Source organism: Sphingomonas folli (assembly GCF_019429525.1).
GTDB classification, from domain to species: Bacteria; Pseudomonadota; Alphaproteobacteria; order Sphingomonadales; family Sphingomonadaceae; genus Sphingomonas; species Sphingomonas folii.
In genome coordinates, this window is the sequence record NZ_JAHXZL010000013.1 from 120,916 (window position 1) to 136,179 (window position 15,264).

The window sequence follows — 15,264 nt, forward strand, 5'->3', positions numbered from 1 at the left end:
GCGCGACGAAATGTCGCGCTCGGCTCAGGCGGCGATGGCGCGCGCGTCCGGCCCGCCCGCGCCCAGCGCGGCGATGCTGGCCGAGCTCACCGGGCGGCTGAACAGATAACCCTGGAGATGGGTACAGCCCGCCAGCACCAGCGCGTCGCGCTGCGCGCAGGTCTCCACCCCCTCGGCGACGATCGCCATGCCGAGCGCCTCGCCCAGGCCGACGATCGCCTTGATGATCGCCCCCGCCGCGCGCGAGCTGTCGAGCCCGCGGACGAAGGACTGGTCGATCTTCACCTTGTCGAACGGGAAGCGCTCGAAATAGCTGAGCGACGAATAGCCGGTGCCGAAATCGTCCATCAGGATCTTGATCCCGGCGGCGCGCAGCCGCTCGAGCTCGACGAAGGTGCGCTCGACGTCGTGCATCACCACGTTCTCGGTCACTTCCAGCTTGAGCCGGTGCGGCGGCAGCCCGCTCGCGGCCAGCGCGTCGGTCACCGTGTCGTACACCTCGCCGGCGTGGAACTGCACCGGCGACAGGTTGACCGCGACCGACAGATGCTCGGGCCAGGTCGCGGCATCGACGCACGCCTGACGCAGGAGCATGCGGCCGAGCGGCACGATCAGCCCGCTCTCCTCGGCGATCGCGATGAACAGGTCGGGCCGGATCGGGCCGCGCGTCGGGTGGGTCCAGCGCGCCAGCGCCTCGGCGCTCGCCATCGCCCCGGTGTCCACCTTGAGCACGGGCTGGTACAGCAACGTGATCTCGCCGCGCTCCATCGCGCGGCGCAGGTCCAGCTCGAGCGCGCGCCGGTCGCGCGCCGCCGCGTCCATCGACGGGTGGTAGAAGCAGATCGCGCCGCGCCCGCTGCTCTTCGCCTGGTACAGCGCGACGTCGCCGCAGTGGCGCAGATCGGAGGTGGAGGCGGCGTGGGTCGGCGCGAGCACGATGCCGAGGCTGGCGCCGAGATGCGCGGTGCCCATCGGCGTCGGGAAGGGCTGCGCCATCGCCGCGATCACCGCCTCGGCCACGCCGCGCGCGCGCACCGCGGGCGAGTCGCCGATGATGAGGATGATGAACTCGTCGCCGCCGACGCGCGCGACCAGGTCGGTCGCCTCGACGAGCGCCTGCAGCCGCTCGCCCACCGCCGCCAGCACGAGGTCGCCGGCGACGTGGCCGAACTGGTCGTTGACCGACTTGAAGCGGTCGAGGTCGACCGCGAGCAGCGCCAGCTCGGCCCCCGCCGCCATCAGCTCGCCGAGCCGATCGACGTAGCTGTGGCGGTTGACCAGCCCGGTGAGCGAGTCGAAATGCGCCAGCCGCAGGATCTCCGCCTCGGCGCGACGCACCTCGGTGACGTCCTCGGAAAGACCGAGCAGATATTGCGCGGGGCGGTCCGGACCGTCGAGCACGATCCGCGTGGTGCGCAGGCTGACGCGCGTGCCGTCGGGGCGGACGAACTCATTCTCGAAATGCTGCTCGGACGCGGGGCTCGCCAGCGTGGCGCGGTCCTGCTCCTCGAAGCCGTCGCCGCAACGGGGGTAGAGCTCGCGCGCGGTGCGCCCGATCATCTCGGCGCGCGCCATCCCCATCAGCTGCTCGCCGGCGCGGTTGGTCAGCAGGTAGCGGCCGGTCGCGCTGTCCTTGACGAACAGCATCGCGGGCAGATGATCGATGATGGTGTCGAGGAAGGCGTGGGTCTCGGCATTCTCGCGCGCCAGCGCGCGGCGGTCGCGGTCGTCGCGCAGGACCAATGTGAGGCAGGGCTCGTCGTCGGGACCGCAGCGCAGCAGCATGGTTCCCACCGCCGCGGTGGAGCCGTCGGCGTGGTTGGCGTCGAGCAGGATGCCGCGCGCGACCGGGCCCGTCGCCAGCCCGCGCGCGGCCGCCTCCTCCCACCCGGGCAGCAGCCGCGCCAGGGGCTGGCCGATCATCTCCGCCGCCCGCCACCCGAGCATCTCCGAGGTGGCGGCGTTGACGAACAGCACCCGGCCGTCGGCGTCGGCGCACAGCACCGCGTCGGGCAGATGGTCGATCACCTCGCCCGCGATCGCGCCGGCGTCGCGCCGACGACGCGACTCGATCAGGTCGACCGTGATCGCGGCGAGCGCGGTGAGCAGCGCGCGCTCGTCCGCGCTCAACCCTTCCGGGCGGGTGCGATCGTCGAGCACGCAGAGCGCGCCGAGCTGGTGCCCCTCGGAGGTGACCAGCGGCGCGCCGGCGTAGAAGCGCAGCCGCGGCCCGTCGGTGACGAGCGCGTGCGCGGCGAAGCGCGGGTCGGCGGCAAGGTCGCGCACCTCGAGCAACTCGCGCGCGCCGAGCGTGTGGGTGCAGAAGGCGGAATCGCGGGGCCAATGGTCGGCGGTGATCGCCACGCGCGACTTGAACCAGGCGCGGTGCTCGTCGATCAGCGACACCGCACTGTACCGTGCCCCGAGCGACAGCGCGGCGACGCGCGCGACATGGTCGAAGCTCGGCTCGGACGCGGTGTCGAGGATCTGCAGCCGCGCCAGCGCACGGAGGCGCGCATCTTCGCGTTCGGCAGCAGAAGGCGAGGCCACGGTCATGACGACCTGATCGCACGGATGTCTTACGAAACCATAGCGCCGGGTTTTACAGGCGGGAAAAACTTTTCAAATTGAGTAATTTACATCGGCCAAAGCGTTGCGAAAGCGGCAACCAACAATGGTAATCGTCGCACGTCAGCATTTCCATTCGCGAGAATTAGCTCTCACGTCGCGAATCTGGTCCGTCCCGCCTGACCTGCCGGCACGCGCGGAGACCGGTTCGGCCTGGTGGGTGTCAGATTCCGGCCAGGCCGCGCCGGCGCGCGCGGCCGTCGCCCCGCGCGGGCCAGCGTCACCGTTCCCGGCGGCCGATCACACCTGCGCCGCGCCGAAGTCCGAGCGCCGCCGCCGCGTGCCGCGCTCGCCGCGGCGGTTGAGCGCCTGGCTGACTCGATCGAGCAGCTCGGCGCGGCGATAGGGCTTGCTCAGCACGTCGGTGGCGCGCGCGCGCGGGCCGTTGATCACCAGCTCCTCGTTGTAGCCGGTGGTCATCAGCACCGACACCGAGGCGTCGCGCTCCACCACCGCGTCGGCCAGCACCAGCCCGTTCATGCCGCCCGGCATCACCAGGTCGGTGAAGAGCAGGTCGATCCGGTCCCGCGGGTGGACTTCCTCGAACAGGCGCAGCGCCTGCTCGCCGTTCACCGCGGTGGAGACATGATAGCCCGCGCTCTCGAGGATCTCGCGCGCGATCGCGAGCACCTCGTCGCTGTCCTCCACGACCAGGATGTGGCGCGCGCCGTCGGGCCCGTCGTCGACCATCGCGTTGGCGGCGACGTGCGGCTCGGGCTGGGACACCTCGCCGCGGTCGGCGCGGCCGCTGGGGAACAGCATGCGCACGATGGTGCCCTGCCCCGGCTGGCTCTCGATCTCGAGCCGCCCGCCCGACTGGCGCACGAAGCCGCTCGCCATAGCCAGCCCCAGCCCCGTGCCGCTGCCGACACCCTTGGTGGTGAAGAAGGGCTCGGTGGCGCGCTCGATCACCTCGGGGCTCATGCCATGGCCCTCGTCCTGCACCTCGAGCACGACATAGTCGCCCGCGACCAGCTCGACGCCGTCGCGCAGCGCGATCGCGCCGCCCTCGGAGTCGCTCGGCGCGAGCTTGAGCGGGCGCGTCGCGATCGTCACCAGCCCGCCGTCGGGCATCGCGTCGCGCGCGTTGTTGACGATGTTGAGCAACGCCATCTCGAGCTGGTCGGGATCGACCACCACCGGCGCGAGCCCGCGGCGCAGGCTGAGATGGATCTCGACCTGCTTGTTGACCGAGCTCTCGATCAGGTCGCTGAACTCGGAGACGAGCTGGGTGAGGTCCAGCGGCCGCGGCTCCAGCCGGGTCTTGCGCGCGAAGGCGAGCAGCTGGCGGGTCAGCTTGGCGCCGCGCTCGGCGGCCGACTGGGCCGCGGCGACGTAGCGCTGCGCCCGCTGCGGGTCCTTGGCGGTGGCGACCAGCTCGAGGTTGCCGTTGACGACCTGGAGCAGGTTGTTGAAGTCGTGCGCCAGGCCCGCGGTGAGCTGGCCGATCGACTCCATCTTCTGCGCCTGGCGGTACGATTGCTCGGTATTGCGCCGGCGCGTGACGTCGAGCTGGCTGGCGAAGAAATAGCGCAGCGTCCCTCCCGTGTCATAGACCGGGCCGATGAACACCGCGTTCCAGAACGGCGTGCCGTCGCGACGATAGTTGAGCAGCTCGAGCGCCACCGCGGACTTGTGCTCGACCGCGTGGCGCAGCTCGGCCACGGCGTTGCGATCGGTCTGCGCGCCCTGGAGGAAGCGGCAGTTGCGCCCCAGCACCTCGTCCTCCTCATAGCCGGTGAGGTCGAAGAACGCCTTGTTGGCGAAGACGATGGGATTGTCGTCCTGGGTCGGGTCGGTGAGGATCATCGGCATCCGCGTCATCTCGATCGCGGCGAAGAAGACACCGCCGCGGTCGTTCAGGTCGGGATCGGTGATCGTGCTCTCGCGCCAGTGATGCAGACCGCTGCGCTCGATCGGCTCGTTGGCGCCGGTGTCCATCGTCCCCTCGGCCTGCTTGCCGGCGGCGAGACCCGTGGGATCGACGTCGTCGCGGTCGGCCGGGTCGGAGGGGACGGAATCATGGGACATGTGAGCGCGGTAGCCGTTTTGGGGGCGGCGCGGCAAGAGAGGGGAAGCCTAGGTGAAGTGATGGATCGTGACGGACGACGTCACGACCTCGATCCTCCCCTTGCAGGGGAGGATGAAGGGAATGACCGCCGCGGGGAGGGTGATCCGACGCACCCTCCCCGCCCCGCTTACGCCGCTTCCTTCGCGCGGCTGGCGCGCTTGCGCTCGTGCGGGTCGAGGTAGCGCTTGCGCAGGCGGATCGACTTGGGGGTCACCTCCACCATCTCGTCGTCGTCGATATAGGCGATCGCCTGCTCCAGCGTCATCTTCTTGGGCGGGGTCAGCCGGATCGCGTCGTCCTTGCCGCCGCTGGCGCGGAAGTTGGTGAGCTGCTTCGCCTTCATCGGGTTGACCTCGAGGTCGTCCGTCTTGGCGTTCTCCCCGATGATCATGCCCTCGTACAGCGCCTCGCCGTGGCCGACGAAGAGAATGCCGCGGTCCTCGAGCGGGCCGAGCGCGTAGCCCTGCGCCTCGCCCGCGCCGTTGGAGATCAGCACGCCGTTCTTGCGGCCCTCGATCGCGCCCTTGTGCGGGCCGTACTTCTCGAACAGCCGGTTCATGATGCCGGTGCCGCGCGTGTCCGACAGGAACTCGCCGTGATAGCCGATCATGCCGCGGCTCGGCGCGGAGAAGGTGATGCGCGTCTTGCCGCCGCCCGAAGGACGCATGTCGGTCAGCTCGGCCTTGCGCAGGTTCATCTTCTCGACGACCGTGCCCGAATATTCCTCGTCGACGTCGATGATCACGGTCTCGTAGGGCTCGGTCTTCTTGCCGCTCTCGTCCTCGCCGAACAGCACGCGCGGGCGGCTGATGCCGAGCTCGAAACCCTCGCGGCGCATCGTCTCGATCAGCACGCCGAGCTGGAGCTCGCCGCGGCCGGCCACCTCGAAGCTGTCGCGGTCGGCCGCCTCGGTCACCTTGATCGCGACGTTCGACTCGGCCTCGCGCATCAGGCGATCGCGGATCATCCGGCTGGTCACCTTGCTGCCCTCGCGCCCCGCCATCGGCGAGTCGTTCACCGCGAAGCGCATCGACAGCGTCGGCGGATCGATCGGCTGGGCGTGGAGCGGCTCGCTCACCGACGTGTCCGCGATCGTGTTGGCCACGGTGGCGACGGCGAGGCCGGCGAGGCTGATGATCTCGCCCGCGCGCGCCTCTTCCACCGGCACGCGCTCCAGCCCGTGGAACGACATCAGCTTGGAGGCGCGCCCCGCCTCCACCACGTTGCCGTCGTTGTCGAGCGCGTGGATCGGCTGGTTGAGCTTGACCACGCCCGAGTTGACGCGCCCGGTGAGGATGCGGCCGAGGAAATTGTCGCGGTCGAGCAAGGTCACCAGGAAGGTGAAGGGCGCCTCCAGGTCGACCTTGGGCGCGGGGACGTGCTCGACGATCTTCTCGAACAAGGGCGTCAGCGTGCCCTCGCGCGCCTTAGGGTCGGTCGAGGCATAGCCGTTGCGGCCCGAGGCGAACAGCACGGGGAAGTCGAGCTGCTCGTCGTTGGCCTCGAGCGAGACGAACAGGTCGAACACCTCGTCGAGCACCTCCTGGGTGCGCTCGTCGGCGCGGTCGATCTTGTTGACCACCACGATCGGGCGCAGGCCGAGTGCCAGCGCCTTGCCGGTGACGAACTTGGTCTGCGGCATCGCGCCCTCGGACGAATCGACCAGCAGGATCACGCCATCGACCATCGAGAGGATCCGCTCCACCTCGCCGCCGAAGTCGGCGTGGCCGGGCGTGTCGACGATGTTGATGCGCGTGTCGTTCCACACGATCGAGGTCGGCTTGGCGAGGATGGTGATCCCCCGCTCCTTCTCGAGGTCGTTCGAGTCCATCGCGCGCTCCTCGATCCGCTGGTTGTCGCGGAACGTGCCGGACTGGCGGAAGAGCTGGTCGACGAGGGTCGTCTTGCCATGATCGACGTGCGCGATGATGGCGATGTTGCGCAGGTTCATACGGATTCCTGAGGTGGCGCGCGGCGGCCGCGGGCGATGTCGCCGGCGCGCATAGCCGAAAGTGAGCGCGGGCGCCAGCCTTCGCGCCCGCAGCATGGTGGTGGGCGCGGGACGGGTCAGCCGTCGCCGCTCGCATCACGCGAGCGCCGCGCCCTCAGTACCGCGCCGCCAGCTCCACGCCGTAGAAGCGCGGCTCGCCGCGGATGTACGTCGGCACGCCGAAGCCGCCGCCGGTGTTGCCCGCGTCGATCAGATAGCGCCGGTCGGTCAGGTTGCGCGCGAAACCGCCGAGCCGATAGCGCCCCGCGGCGAACTCCACCCCGGCGCGCAGGTTCACCAGCGTATAGCCCCCCTGGCTGATGTCCGCGCGGTTGGGCAGCTCGAAATACACCTCGCTCTGGTACGTCGCCGAGGGGGTCGCGTAGAAGGTCATGCCCTGGCCCAGCGGCACGCGCAGCGTCGCGCCGCCCGCCGCGATCACCCGCGGTTGGAGGCGGAAGCGGTTGCCCGCGAACACGCCGTTGGCGGCGTCGTCGCCGATGCCGCCGTCGAGATAGCCGAAGCTGCCGAACAGCGAGACAGCGCGGCTGAGCGCCCAGGTCGCCTCCAGCTCGACCCCGAGGTTCTTCGCCGAGCCGGCGCTCACCGTCCGGCTTGTCCCGTCGGCCTGGGCCTGGGTCACCTGGAAGCCGTCATAGGCCTGGTAGAAGACCGACAGCGTGCCGCTCAGCCCGGCGCGCGCCACCTTCACCCCGCCCTCGTAGTTCCACACATTCTCCTCGGGCACGAGCTGGAGGCTGGGGACGACGTCGGGCGACGCGCCCGTCCCGGCGTTGCGCGCGGCGAGCTGGACCACCGGCGAGCGTCGCCCCTTGCTGATCGTGCCGTACAGGTTGAGCCCGTCGGCGACGCGCAGCAGCGCGTTGAAGCGCGGCAGGATCGCGGCATAGCTCTGCGACGCGACGAACTCGCGCCCGCCGGTGTTCGCCGTCCCGGTGAGGCTGAGGAAGGTCCCGGCGGACGCCAGCAGCACCGAGTTGGGCTGGACCGAGCTGTAGCCCGACTCGCGATCCTCGATCAGCACGCGCGCGCCCGCGGTCAACTCCAGCGCGGGGGTCGGCAGCCAGGTGGCGTCGGCGAAGACGGAGTAAGCGTCGTTGTTGCCGTAATTGGTGAACTCGGACGCGTAGGGCAGCTGGGTCGCGGCGCCGCGCGTGAACGCGCGCGTCACGCCGCTCACCGGCACGGTGCCGTCGGCGGCGACGCAGGCGGTGCCGGTCGGGAAGCCCGCCGCCGCGATCAGCCGCCGCACCGGCGCCAGCGTCGGGCTCACCGAGCAGGCGAGATAGGTGCCCTCCTCGGTCGAGAAGGGCACGCGCTGCAGCCCGTTCTCGTGGAAGACGTTCCAGCCGAACGCGGCGCGGTAGCGGTCCCCGGTGAAATTGAAGCGGCTCTCGTGGTTCCACTGGTCGCCGTGCGCGTCCTCGGCGAACTCGAGGTACCAGGCGGGCCCGCCGTCGGCGTCGAACACCTCGAGCGAGTCGAACCTGCGATAGCCGTTGACCGTGGTGAAGCTGACCCCCTCGCCCAGCTCGACCGAGACGCTGAGGTTGGCGTCATAGACGTCGCGGTCGAGCCCGAGCTTGCGCTTGCCCAGCACCTCGGCGCTGTAGGGCGAGCCCGACAGCTCGGCGGCGCCATAGTCGCCGGTCTGCCCGCCGGTCGGCGCGAAGGCGCGACTCTTGAAAGCGGTGCCGGGATTGCGCTGGCCGTCATAGGTGAGGACGAGGTCGGCGGTGACCCGGTCGGACGGGGTCCAGCGCAGCGAGCCGCGCACGCCGCGCTGGTCCTGGCCGTTGAGATCGTTCTGGTCGACGCGGCCCTGGTCCTGGTTGGGCACGTCGCGGTCGCCCGCGATGTTGCGGACGTAGCCGTCGCGATATTTGTACGCGAACGCCAACCGCCCGGCGAGCGTCTCGCCGCCGAGGTTGAGATAGCCCGACACCTGGGTGCGGTCGTAATTGCCGTAGGAGGCGGTCACCCCCGCCTCGGTGCCGGGGCGCGGCCGCGCCGAGACGATCGACACCGCGCCCACCGCCGCGGCGGTGCCGAACAAGGTCGCCTGCGGGCCCTTCACCACCTCGATCCGCTCGATGTCGTACAGGTCCTGGTACGCGCCGCGCGAGCGCGAGATGTCGACGCCGTTGTAATAGAGCGTCACGCGCGCGCCCTGCTGCGCCGAGCCCGAGTCCGAGGTGATGCCGCGGATCACGAAGCCGGGGTTGTTCGCGCTCTGCTCCTGGATGCGCAGCCCCGGCACGTAGAGCGCCATCTCGCTCAGCGAGTTGACCCCGAGATCGGCCATGCGCTGCCCGGTCACCGCGGTGACGGTGAGCGGCACGTCCTCGATCCGCTGCTCGCGCTTCTGCGCGGTGACGATCACGTCGTCGCCGGCGTCCCCCTCGGGCTGGGCGGTCGCCTGCGCCAGCGCCGCGGGCGCGACGGAGAGCAGCAGGAGCGCGGCGAGACCGCCGCCGAGCTGGCGCGACATGATGATACCCCTGTTTCCCCGTATGTGGCCGGCGCTACCGACCTTTCGTGACACATACGTGGCGGCGCCGGCTCGACAGCGCCGCGACGGCGTATTACATGAACAACACAGTTGAACATCGCGCGCCGGCGAGGGACAAAGGCGCGACGCACGAAGGAGACGAGCATGGCGACCTCCCCCGGTACCGAGACCGAGCCGGCGCTGACGCTGACCCCGCCCGATCCCGTCCCCGCGGTCCCGAGCGAGCGCGCCGCCGGGCTGGTGCCCGTCGATCCCGGCACGCGCGGCGAGCTGGAGAAGCGCGTCGACGCCTTCGTCGACCAGTTGCTGGCCGAGGACGTCAACTCGCCCGAGTTCGGCAAGCGCGTCGACGCGATCACCGCGATGGGGCAGAAGGAGATCCGCGACGCCGCGGGCCAGTCCAACCGCTTCCTCGACCGCCCGGTGCGCGCGTTGGACAAGGAGGCGGGCGTCGGCAAGGACCTCGCCGAGCTGCGCCGCACCGTCGAGCAGCTCGACCCCGGCCGCCGCGGCAATCTCTCCAGGCCGCAGAAGCTGTTCGGCGTGATCCCGTTCGGCTCGAAGATGCGCGACTATTTCGACGGCTATAAGAGCAGCCAGACGCACATCGCCGCGATCCTGCGCAGCCTCGGCTCGGGCAAGGACGAGCTGCTGATGGACAATGCCGCGATCGACACCGAGCGCGCCAACCTATGGGCGTCGATGGGGCGGCTCGAGCAGATGATCCATCTGGCGCGCGCGATGGACGCGCGGCTGGAGGACAAGGCCAACGAGCTCGACGCCACCGATCCCGCCAAGGCCAAGGCGATCCGCGAGACCGCGCTGTTCTACGCGCGCCAGCGCACGCAGGACCTGCTCACCCAGATGGCGGTGACGGTGCAGGGCTATCTCGCGCTCGACCTGGTCAAGAAGAACAACGTCGAGCTGATCAAGGGCGTCGACCGCGCCAGCACCACCACCGTGGCGGCGCTGCGCACCGCGGTGACGGTGGCGCAGGCGCTGACCAACCAGAAACTGGTGCTCGAGCAGGTCACCCAGCTCAACGCCACCACCGCGGGGCTGATCGACTCGACCGGCAAGCTGCTGCGCCAGAACACCGCCGCGATCCACGAGCAGGCCGCCGCCTCGACCATCCCGCTGGAGACGCTGCAGCGCGCCTTCCAGAACATCTACGACACGATGGACGCGATCGACACGTTCAAGCTCAAGTCGCTCGACACGATGAAGAGCACGGTGGAGACGCTGGGGCGCGAGGTCGACAAGTCCCGCGGCTATATCGCGCGCGCCGAGGGCGCCGCGCGCAACAGCGTCGCCAGCCCGGCCGAGCAGTTCAAGCTGGAGGCGCTGTGACGCTGCCGCCGAGCCACGACACCGACGCCGCGATCGCGGGCGCGCGCGCCGCGGCGGACCGGGTGAGCGGGCGCGGCGTGCTGACGGTGCAGCGCCGGCCGCGGCGCGGACGCGGCGGCGCCAAGGCGCGGCTGGCGCTGATCGCGGCGGTGAACGGCGCGATCCTGCTGGCGGCGGCGCTGCTGGGCGTCGGGCTGTTCGGCGGCGTGGCGACGATCACATTGATGCTGGCGGCGACGCTGGCGATCGCCTTCGCCCCCGCGACGCCGGTGCCGACCCCCGAGCGACTGGCGCGCTCCGAGCTCAAGGCGCTGCCGGCGCAGACCGCGCGCTGGCTCGACGCGCAGCGGCCGTCGCTGCCCGCGCCCGCGCTGGCGGTGGTCGACCGGATCGAGCAGCGGCTCGACACGCTCGGCGTGCAGCTGGCGGCGCTCGACGAGGCGAGCCCCGCCGCCGCCGACATGCGCCGGCTGATCGGCGAGCAGCTGCCCGACTTCGTGCGCGACTATGCCCGCGTCCCGCCGGGCCTGCGCGGCACCGCGCGCAACGGCCGCACGCCCGACCAGCAGCTGGTCGAGGGGCTCGGCGTGATCGAGCGCGAGCTGGCCGCGACCAGCGAGGAGCTCGCCCGCGGCGACCTCGACGCGCTGGCGACCAAGCGGCGTTACCTGGAGATCAGATACGAGGCGGAGTGAGGCGGCATCGGGCCGGTCGACGCGGTACCGCGCCGACCGGTCCGCGCCGTCACCGCAGGTCGGGCGAGGTCGCCTCTTCGCGCAGCATCGCCACCGCCGCGTCGAGCGTCAGCGCTTCCTGCGCCTGGCTGCCGAGCCGGCGCAGCGCGACCTTGCGCTCCTCCGCCTCGCGCTTGCCCACCACCAGCAGCACCGGCACCTTGGCGACCGAATGCTCGCGCACCTTGTAGTTGATCTTCTCGTTGCGCGTGTCCGTCTCCACCCGGATGCCCGCCGCACGCAGCGCCGCCGCCACCTCGGCGGCATAATCGTCCGCGTCGGAGACGATCGTCGCCACCACCGCCTGCACCGGCGCGAGCCACAAGGGGAAGCGCCCGGCGTGATGCTCGATCAGGATGCCGATGAAGCGCTCGAACGTGCCCAGGATGGCGCGGTGGAGCATCACCGGGCGGTGGCGCTGGCCGTCCTCGCCGACGTAGCTGGCGTCGAGCCGCTCGGGCAGCACGCGGTCCGACTGGATCGTGCCCACCTGCCACGTCCGCCCGATCGCGTCGGTGAGGTGGAACTCCAGCTTGGGCGCGTAGAAGGCGCCCTCGCCGGGCAGCTCCTCGAACTTCGCCTTGATCGTCTCGGGCAGGTCGGAGGCGAGCACCGCGTCGCGCAGCTCCTGCTCCGACATGTCCCACATCGCGTCGTCGCCGAAGCGCTTGTCGGGGCGCAGCGCCAGCTTCACCGCATAATCCTCGAAGCCGAGGTCGCGGTAGACGCTGTCGAGCAGCTCGCAGAACCGGCGCACCTCCTCGACCAACTGGTCCTCGCGCACGAAGATATGCGCGTCGTCCTGGGTGAACTGGCGCACGCGCATGATGCCGTGGAGCGCGCCGTGCGGCTCGTTGCGGTGGCAGCAGCCGAACTCCGCCATGCGGATCGGCAGGTCGCGATAGCTCTTGATGCCCTGCTTGAAGATCAGCACGTGCGCCGGGCAGTTCATCGGCTTGAGCGCCATCAGGTCGCCCTCGCCGGTGACGATCGCGCCCTCGTCCTCGGTGTTCGGGATCTCGTCGGGGACGACGAACATGTTCTCGCGATACTTGCCCCAGTGGCCCGACTGCTCCCATTGGCGCGCGTCCATCAGCTGCGGCGTCTTCACCTCGGCGTAATCGGCGGCGTCGAGCCGGCGGCGCATATAGGCCTCGAGCTGGCGCCACAGCACGAACCCCTTGGGATGCCAGAACACCGAGCCCTGCGCCTCGGCCTGGAGGTGGAACAGGTCCATGTCCTGGCCGATGCGGCGATGGTCGCGCTTGGCCGCTTCCTCCAGCATGTGGAGGTGCGCGTCCAGCTGCTTCTTGTTGAGCCAGCCGGTGCCGTAGATGCGGCTGAGCATCGCGTTCTTCTGGTCGCCGCGCCAATAGGCGCCCGAGACGCGAGTCAGCTTGAACGCCTGCGGGTCGAGCCGCCCCGTCGTCGGCATGTGCGGGCCGCGGCACATGTCGAGCCACTCGCCCTGGCGATAGATCGTCAGTTCCTCATGGTCGGGCAGCTCGGCGGCCCATTCCGCCTTGAAGGTCTCGCCCTGCCGCTGCCACGTCTCGATCAGCTGCTCGCGCGTCCACACCTCGCGCGTGAACGGCTCGTTGCGCGCGATGATGCGGCGCATCTCCTCCTCGATCGCGGGCAGGTCCTCGTCGGTGAACGGCCGGTCCTTGGGCGCAAAATCGTAGTAGAAGCCGTCGTCGGTGGCGGGGCCGAAGGTGATCTGCGTGCCCGGGAAGAGGTGCTGCACCGCCTCGGCGAGGACGTGGGCGAGATCGTGCCGCGCCAGCTCGAGCGCCTCGGCCTCGTCGCGCTGCGTCACCAGCGCCAGCGTCGAGTCTTGCGTCAGCGGGCGCGACAGGTCGCGCAGCTCGCCGTCGACGCGCGCGGCGATCGCGGCCTTGGCCAGCCCGGGCCCGATCGCGGCGGCGATCGCCGCGGGCGTGGTGCCCGGCTCTACCTCGCGGACCGAACCGTCGGGCAGCGTGATCGAGAGCATGTCCATGAGTATCTTCCTGCGAGAACCGTGGGGCACGCCCTAAAGCGCGCCTAGAGCGTAGAAAAGAGGGGGCCTGCCCGGCGTGGCGCGGGCGGCGGGGCGCGTCAGCGAGGGACGCGCGCGCCGGCCGCGGGCCGCGCCGGGACGCTAGTAGTGAGCGGTGCCGTACGCATGGTCACGCCGATATAGCGGCGCTCGCGGCGCGGCGCCAGCGCGGGCTTATCCGCGGCCGGCGCGTCCCTATATCGGCGCGATGCCCGTCGACGTCTCGGCCAACCCGCACTTCTACCTGCTGCTGGGCACGCTGCTGGTGGCGGCGATCGTGGCGCGGCGCGTGCCGCTGCTGCGCACCCTGGTGAGCCTGGCCGTGTGGGGCGGTCTGGCGGTGCTGCTCTATACCGTGATGGTGGAGCGCGAGCGCTTCGATCCCTGGCTCGGCCGCGTCGCCGCCGCCCTGGACGTCGAGAGCCAGCAGGTCTCCGGCAGCGAGACCCGGGTCAAGATGAGCCCCGACGGCCATTTCTACGTGCGCGCGCGGCTCGGGCCGCCGGGCGCCGCGGTGGAGCGGCGGCTGCTGGTCGACAGCGGCGCGACGATCACCGCGCTGTCGCCTGCCACCGCCGCGGCGGCGGGAGTGGCCGTGAGGCCGGCGACCTTCCCGCTGCTGCTCAAGACCGCCAACGGCACGATCCGCGCCGACACGGGCGCGCTGGCGGAGCTGCGCTTCGGCAACGTGGTGGCGCGCGACCTCGCGGTGGTGGTGTCGCCCGCGTTCGGCGACATCGACGTGGTGGGGATGAACTTCCTGTCGCGGCTGAGCGCGTGGCGGGTCGAGGGGCGGACGCTGATCCTCACGCCGCATCACCCGCAGGCGACATAGCGTACGCGAGCGAGCTGGGCGGGGCGGCTTACGCCGCGGTCGCGCGTGCGCTAGGAGGGACCGGACAGGCCCGCGCCCAGCCGGAGAAGCGTCCATGCGACCGATCCACGTCCTCACCGCGCTCGCCGCCCTCACGCTCGCCGCCCCCGCCGCGGCGCAGCGCCCCGCGCCGATCGCGCCGACGCCGCGCATCGACTCGGGCGTGGCGCCCGACCTCTCCGCCACGCGCGACAGCATCGCGCGCGAGCGCCGCGCCGGTCGCCTGTCCCGCGGGGACGCCCGCCGCGCCGAGGCCGAGGTGGGCGTCAACGAGGCCATCGCCGAGCGCTACGCCGGCGCCGGCGGCCTGTCCGACTCGGCGCGCGCCGAGATCGACAACCGCGATCGCGCCACGCGCAGCATCCTCGACGCGCCGGCGCGGCCGCCCGCGCCGCGATGATCCGGCGCCCCTTCTAAACGCGCGCATTCTCCCTTATATTGGCCGGCAGCACAGCCAACGGAGATTTACCTATACGTCCCCCCATGATGCGCCGGCCGATGCAGGCGCCACCGATGAACGGGCCCCGCTTCAACGAGTGGATTCAGAGCCCCAAGGTCCGCGTGATCGACCACGAGGGTGAGAACCTGGGCGTGATGTACACGCGCGAGGCCATGGAGCAGGCGCGCGAGGTGGGGCTCGACCTGGTCGAGGTGTCCCCCAACGCCGATCCGCCCGTCGCCAAGTTCCTCGACGTCGGCAAGTTCAAGTACGAGGCGCAGAAAAAGGCCAACCTCGCGCGCAAGTCGCAGAAGACGCAGGAGATCAAGGAGATCAAGATGCGTCCGAACATCGACGACCACGATTACGACACCAAGATGAAGAAGGTGGTCGAGTTCATCGAGGAGGGCGACAAGGTCAAGGTGACGATGCGCTTCCGCGGTCGCGAGCTGAGCCACGGCCAGCTCGGCATGAACGTGCTCCAGCGCGTCGCCGAGCAGGTCGCCGAGGTCGCCAAGGTCGAGGCCTACCCGCGCATGGAAGGCCGCCAGATGCTGATGGTGCTCGCCCCCAAGTGAGCCGCTCGGGCCGCGGTGCGACGCCG

The 15,264-nt window shown here is 70.7% G+C and carries 10 protein-coding genes; 5 read left to right on the forward strand and 5 right to left on the reverse strand.

Annotated elements, in window-relative coordinates:
* Positions 1-24: 24 nt before the first annotated feature.
* From KZ813_RS18080 to KZ813_RS18095, 4 genes are all read right to left on the reverse strand, one after another.
* The gene (locus tag KZ813_RS18080) at positions 25-2,556 is read right to left on the reverse strand and encodes a bifunctional diguanylate cyclase/phosphodiesterase (protein WP_219756385.1); all 2,532 of its coding nucleotides are present in this window, start codon (positions 2,554-2,556) and stop codon (positions 25-27) included.
* 312 nt (positions 2,557-2,868) lie between these two features.
* Complete coding sequence (locus tag KZ813_RS18085) at positions 2,869-4,659, reverse strand: PAS domain-containing protein (RefSeq protein WP_219756386.1); 1,791 nt, start codon at positions 4,657-4,659, stop codon at positions 2,869-2,871.
* 167 nt (positions 4,660-4,826) lie between these two features.
* Complete coding sequence (gene typA / locus KZ813_RS18090; RefSeq protein WP_219756387.1) at positions 4,827-6,650, reverse strand: translational GTPase TypA; 1,824 nt, start codon at positions 6,648-6,650, stop codon at positions 4,827-4,829.
* A gap of 154 nt (positions 6,651-6,804) precedes the next feature.
* The gene (locus KZ813_RS18095; RefSeq protein ID WP_219756388.1) at positions 6,805-9,201 is read right to left on the reverse strand and encodes a TonB-dependent receptor; all 2,397 of its coding nucleotides are present in this window, start codon (positions 9,199-9,201) and stop codon (positions 6,805-6,807) included.
* Positions 9,202-9,366: 165 nt separating this feature from the next.
* On the opposite strand from KZ813_RS18095, the gene KZ813_RS18100 reads away from it, so the two are divergent.
* Both KZ813_RS18100 and KZ813_RS18105 read left to right on the forward strand, forming a co-directional pair.
* A complete protein-coding gene (locus tag KZ813_RS18100) occupies positions 9,367-10,572 on the forward strand; it encodes a toxic anion resistance protein (protein ID WP_219756389.1) in 1,206 nt (401 codons plus the stop codon).
* Positions 10,569-11,267, forward strand: a complete 699-nt coding sequence (locus KZ813_RS18105; protein WP_219756390.1) for a hypothetical protein — start codon at positions 10,569-10,571, stop codon at positions 11,265-11,267. The genes KZ813_RS18100 and KZ813_RS18105 overlap by 4 nt, the downstream gene beginning before the upstream one ends.
* A 49-nt stretch (positions 11,268-11,316) precedes the next feature.
* Here the strand turns inward: KZ813_RS18105 and thrS are convergent, their stop codons facing one another.
* A complete protein-coding gene (gene thrS / locus KZ813_RS18110) occupies positions 11,317-13,302 on the reverse strand; it encodes a threonine--tRNA ligase (protein ID WP_219756441.1) in 1,986 nt (661 codons plus the stop codon).
* 253 nt (positions 13,303-13,555) lie between these two features.
* On the opposite strand from thrS, the gene KZ813_RS18115 reads away from it, so the two are divergent.
* The 3 genes from KZ813_RS18115 to infC all read left to right on the forward strand — a co-directional run bounded on the left by KZ813_RS18115 (position 13,556) and on the right by infC (position 15,238).
* A complete protein-coding gene (locus KZ813_RS18115; RefSeq protein ID WP_219756391.1) occupies positions 13,556-14,182 on the forward strand; it encodes a retropepsin-like aspartic protease family protein in 627 nt (208 codons plus the stop codon).
* A gap of 94 nt (positions 14,183-14,276) precedes the next feature.
* Complete coding sequence (locus tag KZ813_RS18120) at positions 14,277-14,621, forward strand: hypothetical protein (RefSeq protein ID WP_219756392.1); 345 nt, start codon at positions 14,277-14,279, stop codon at positions 14,619-14,621.
* Between the two features lie 83 nt (positions 14,622-14,704).
* The gene (infC, locus tag KZ813_RS18125; RefSeq protein ID WP_132910175.1) at positions 14,705-15,238 is read left to right on the forward strand and encodes a translation initiation factor IF-3; all 534 of its coding nucleotides are present in this window, start codon (positions 14,705-14,707) and stop codon (positions 15,236-15,238) included.
* The last annotated feature ends 26 nt before the right edge of the window (positions 15,239-15,264 follow it).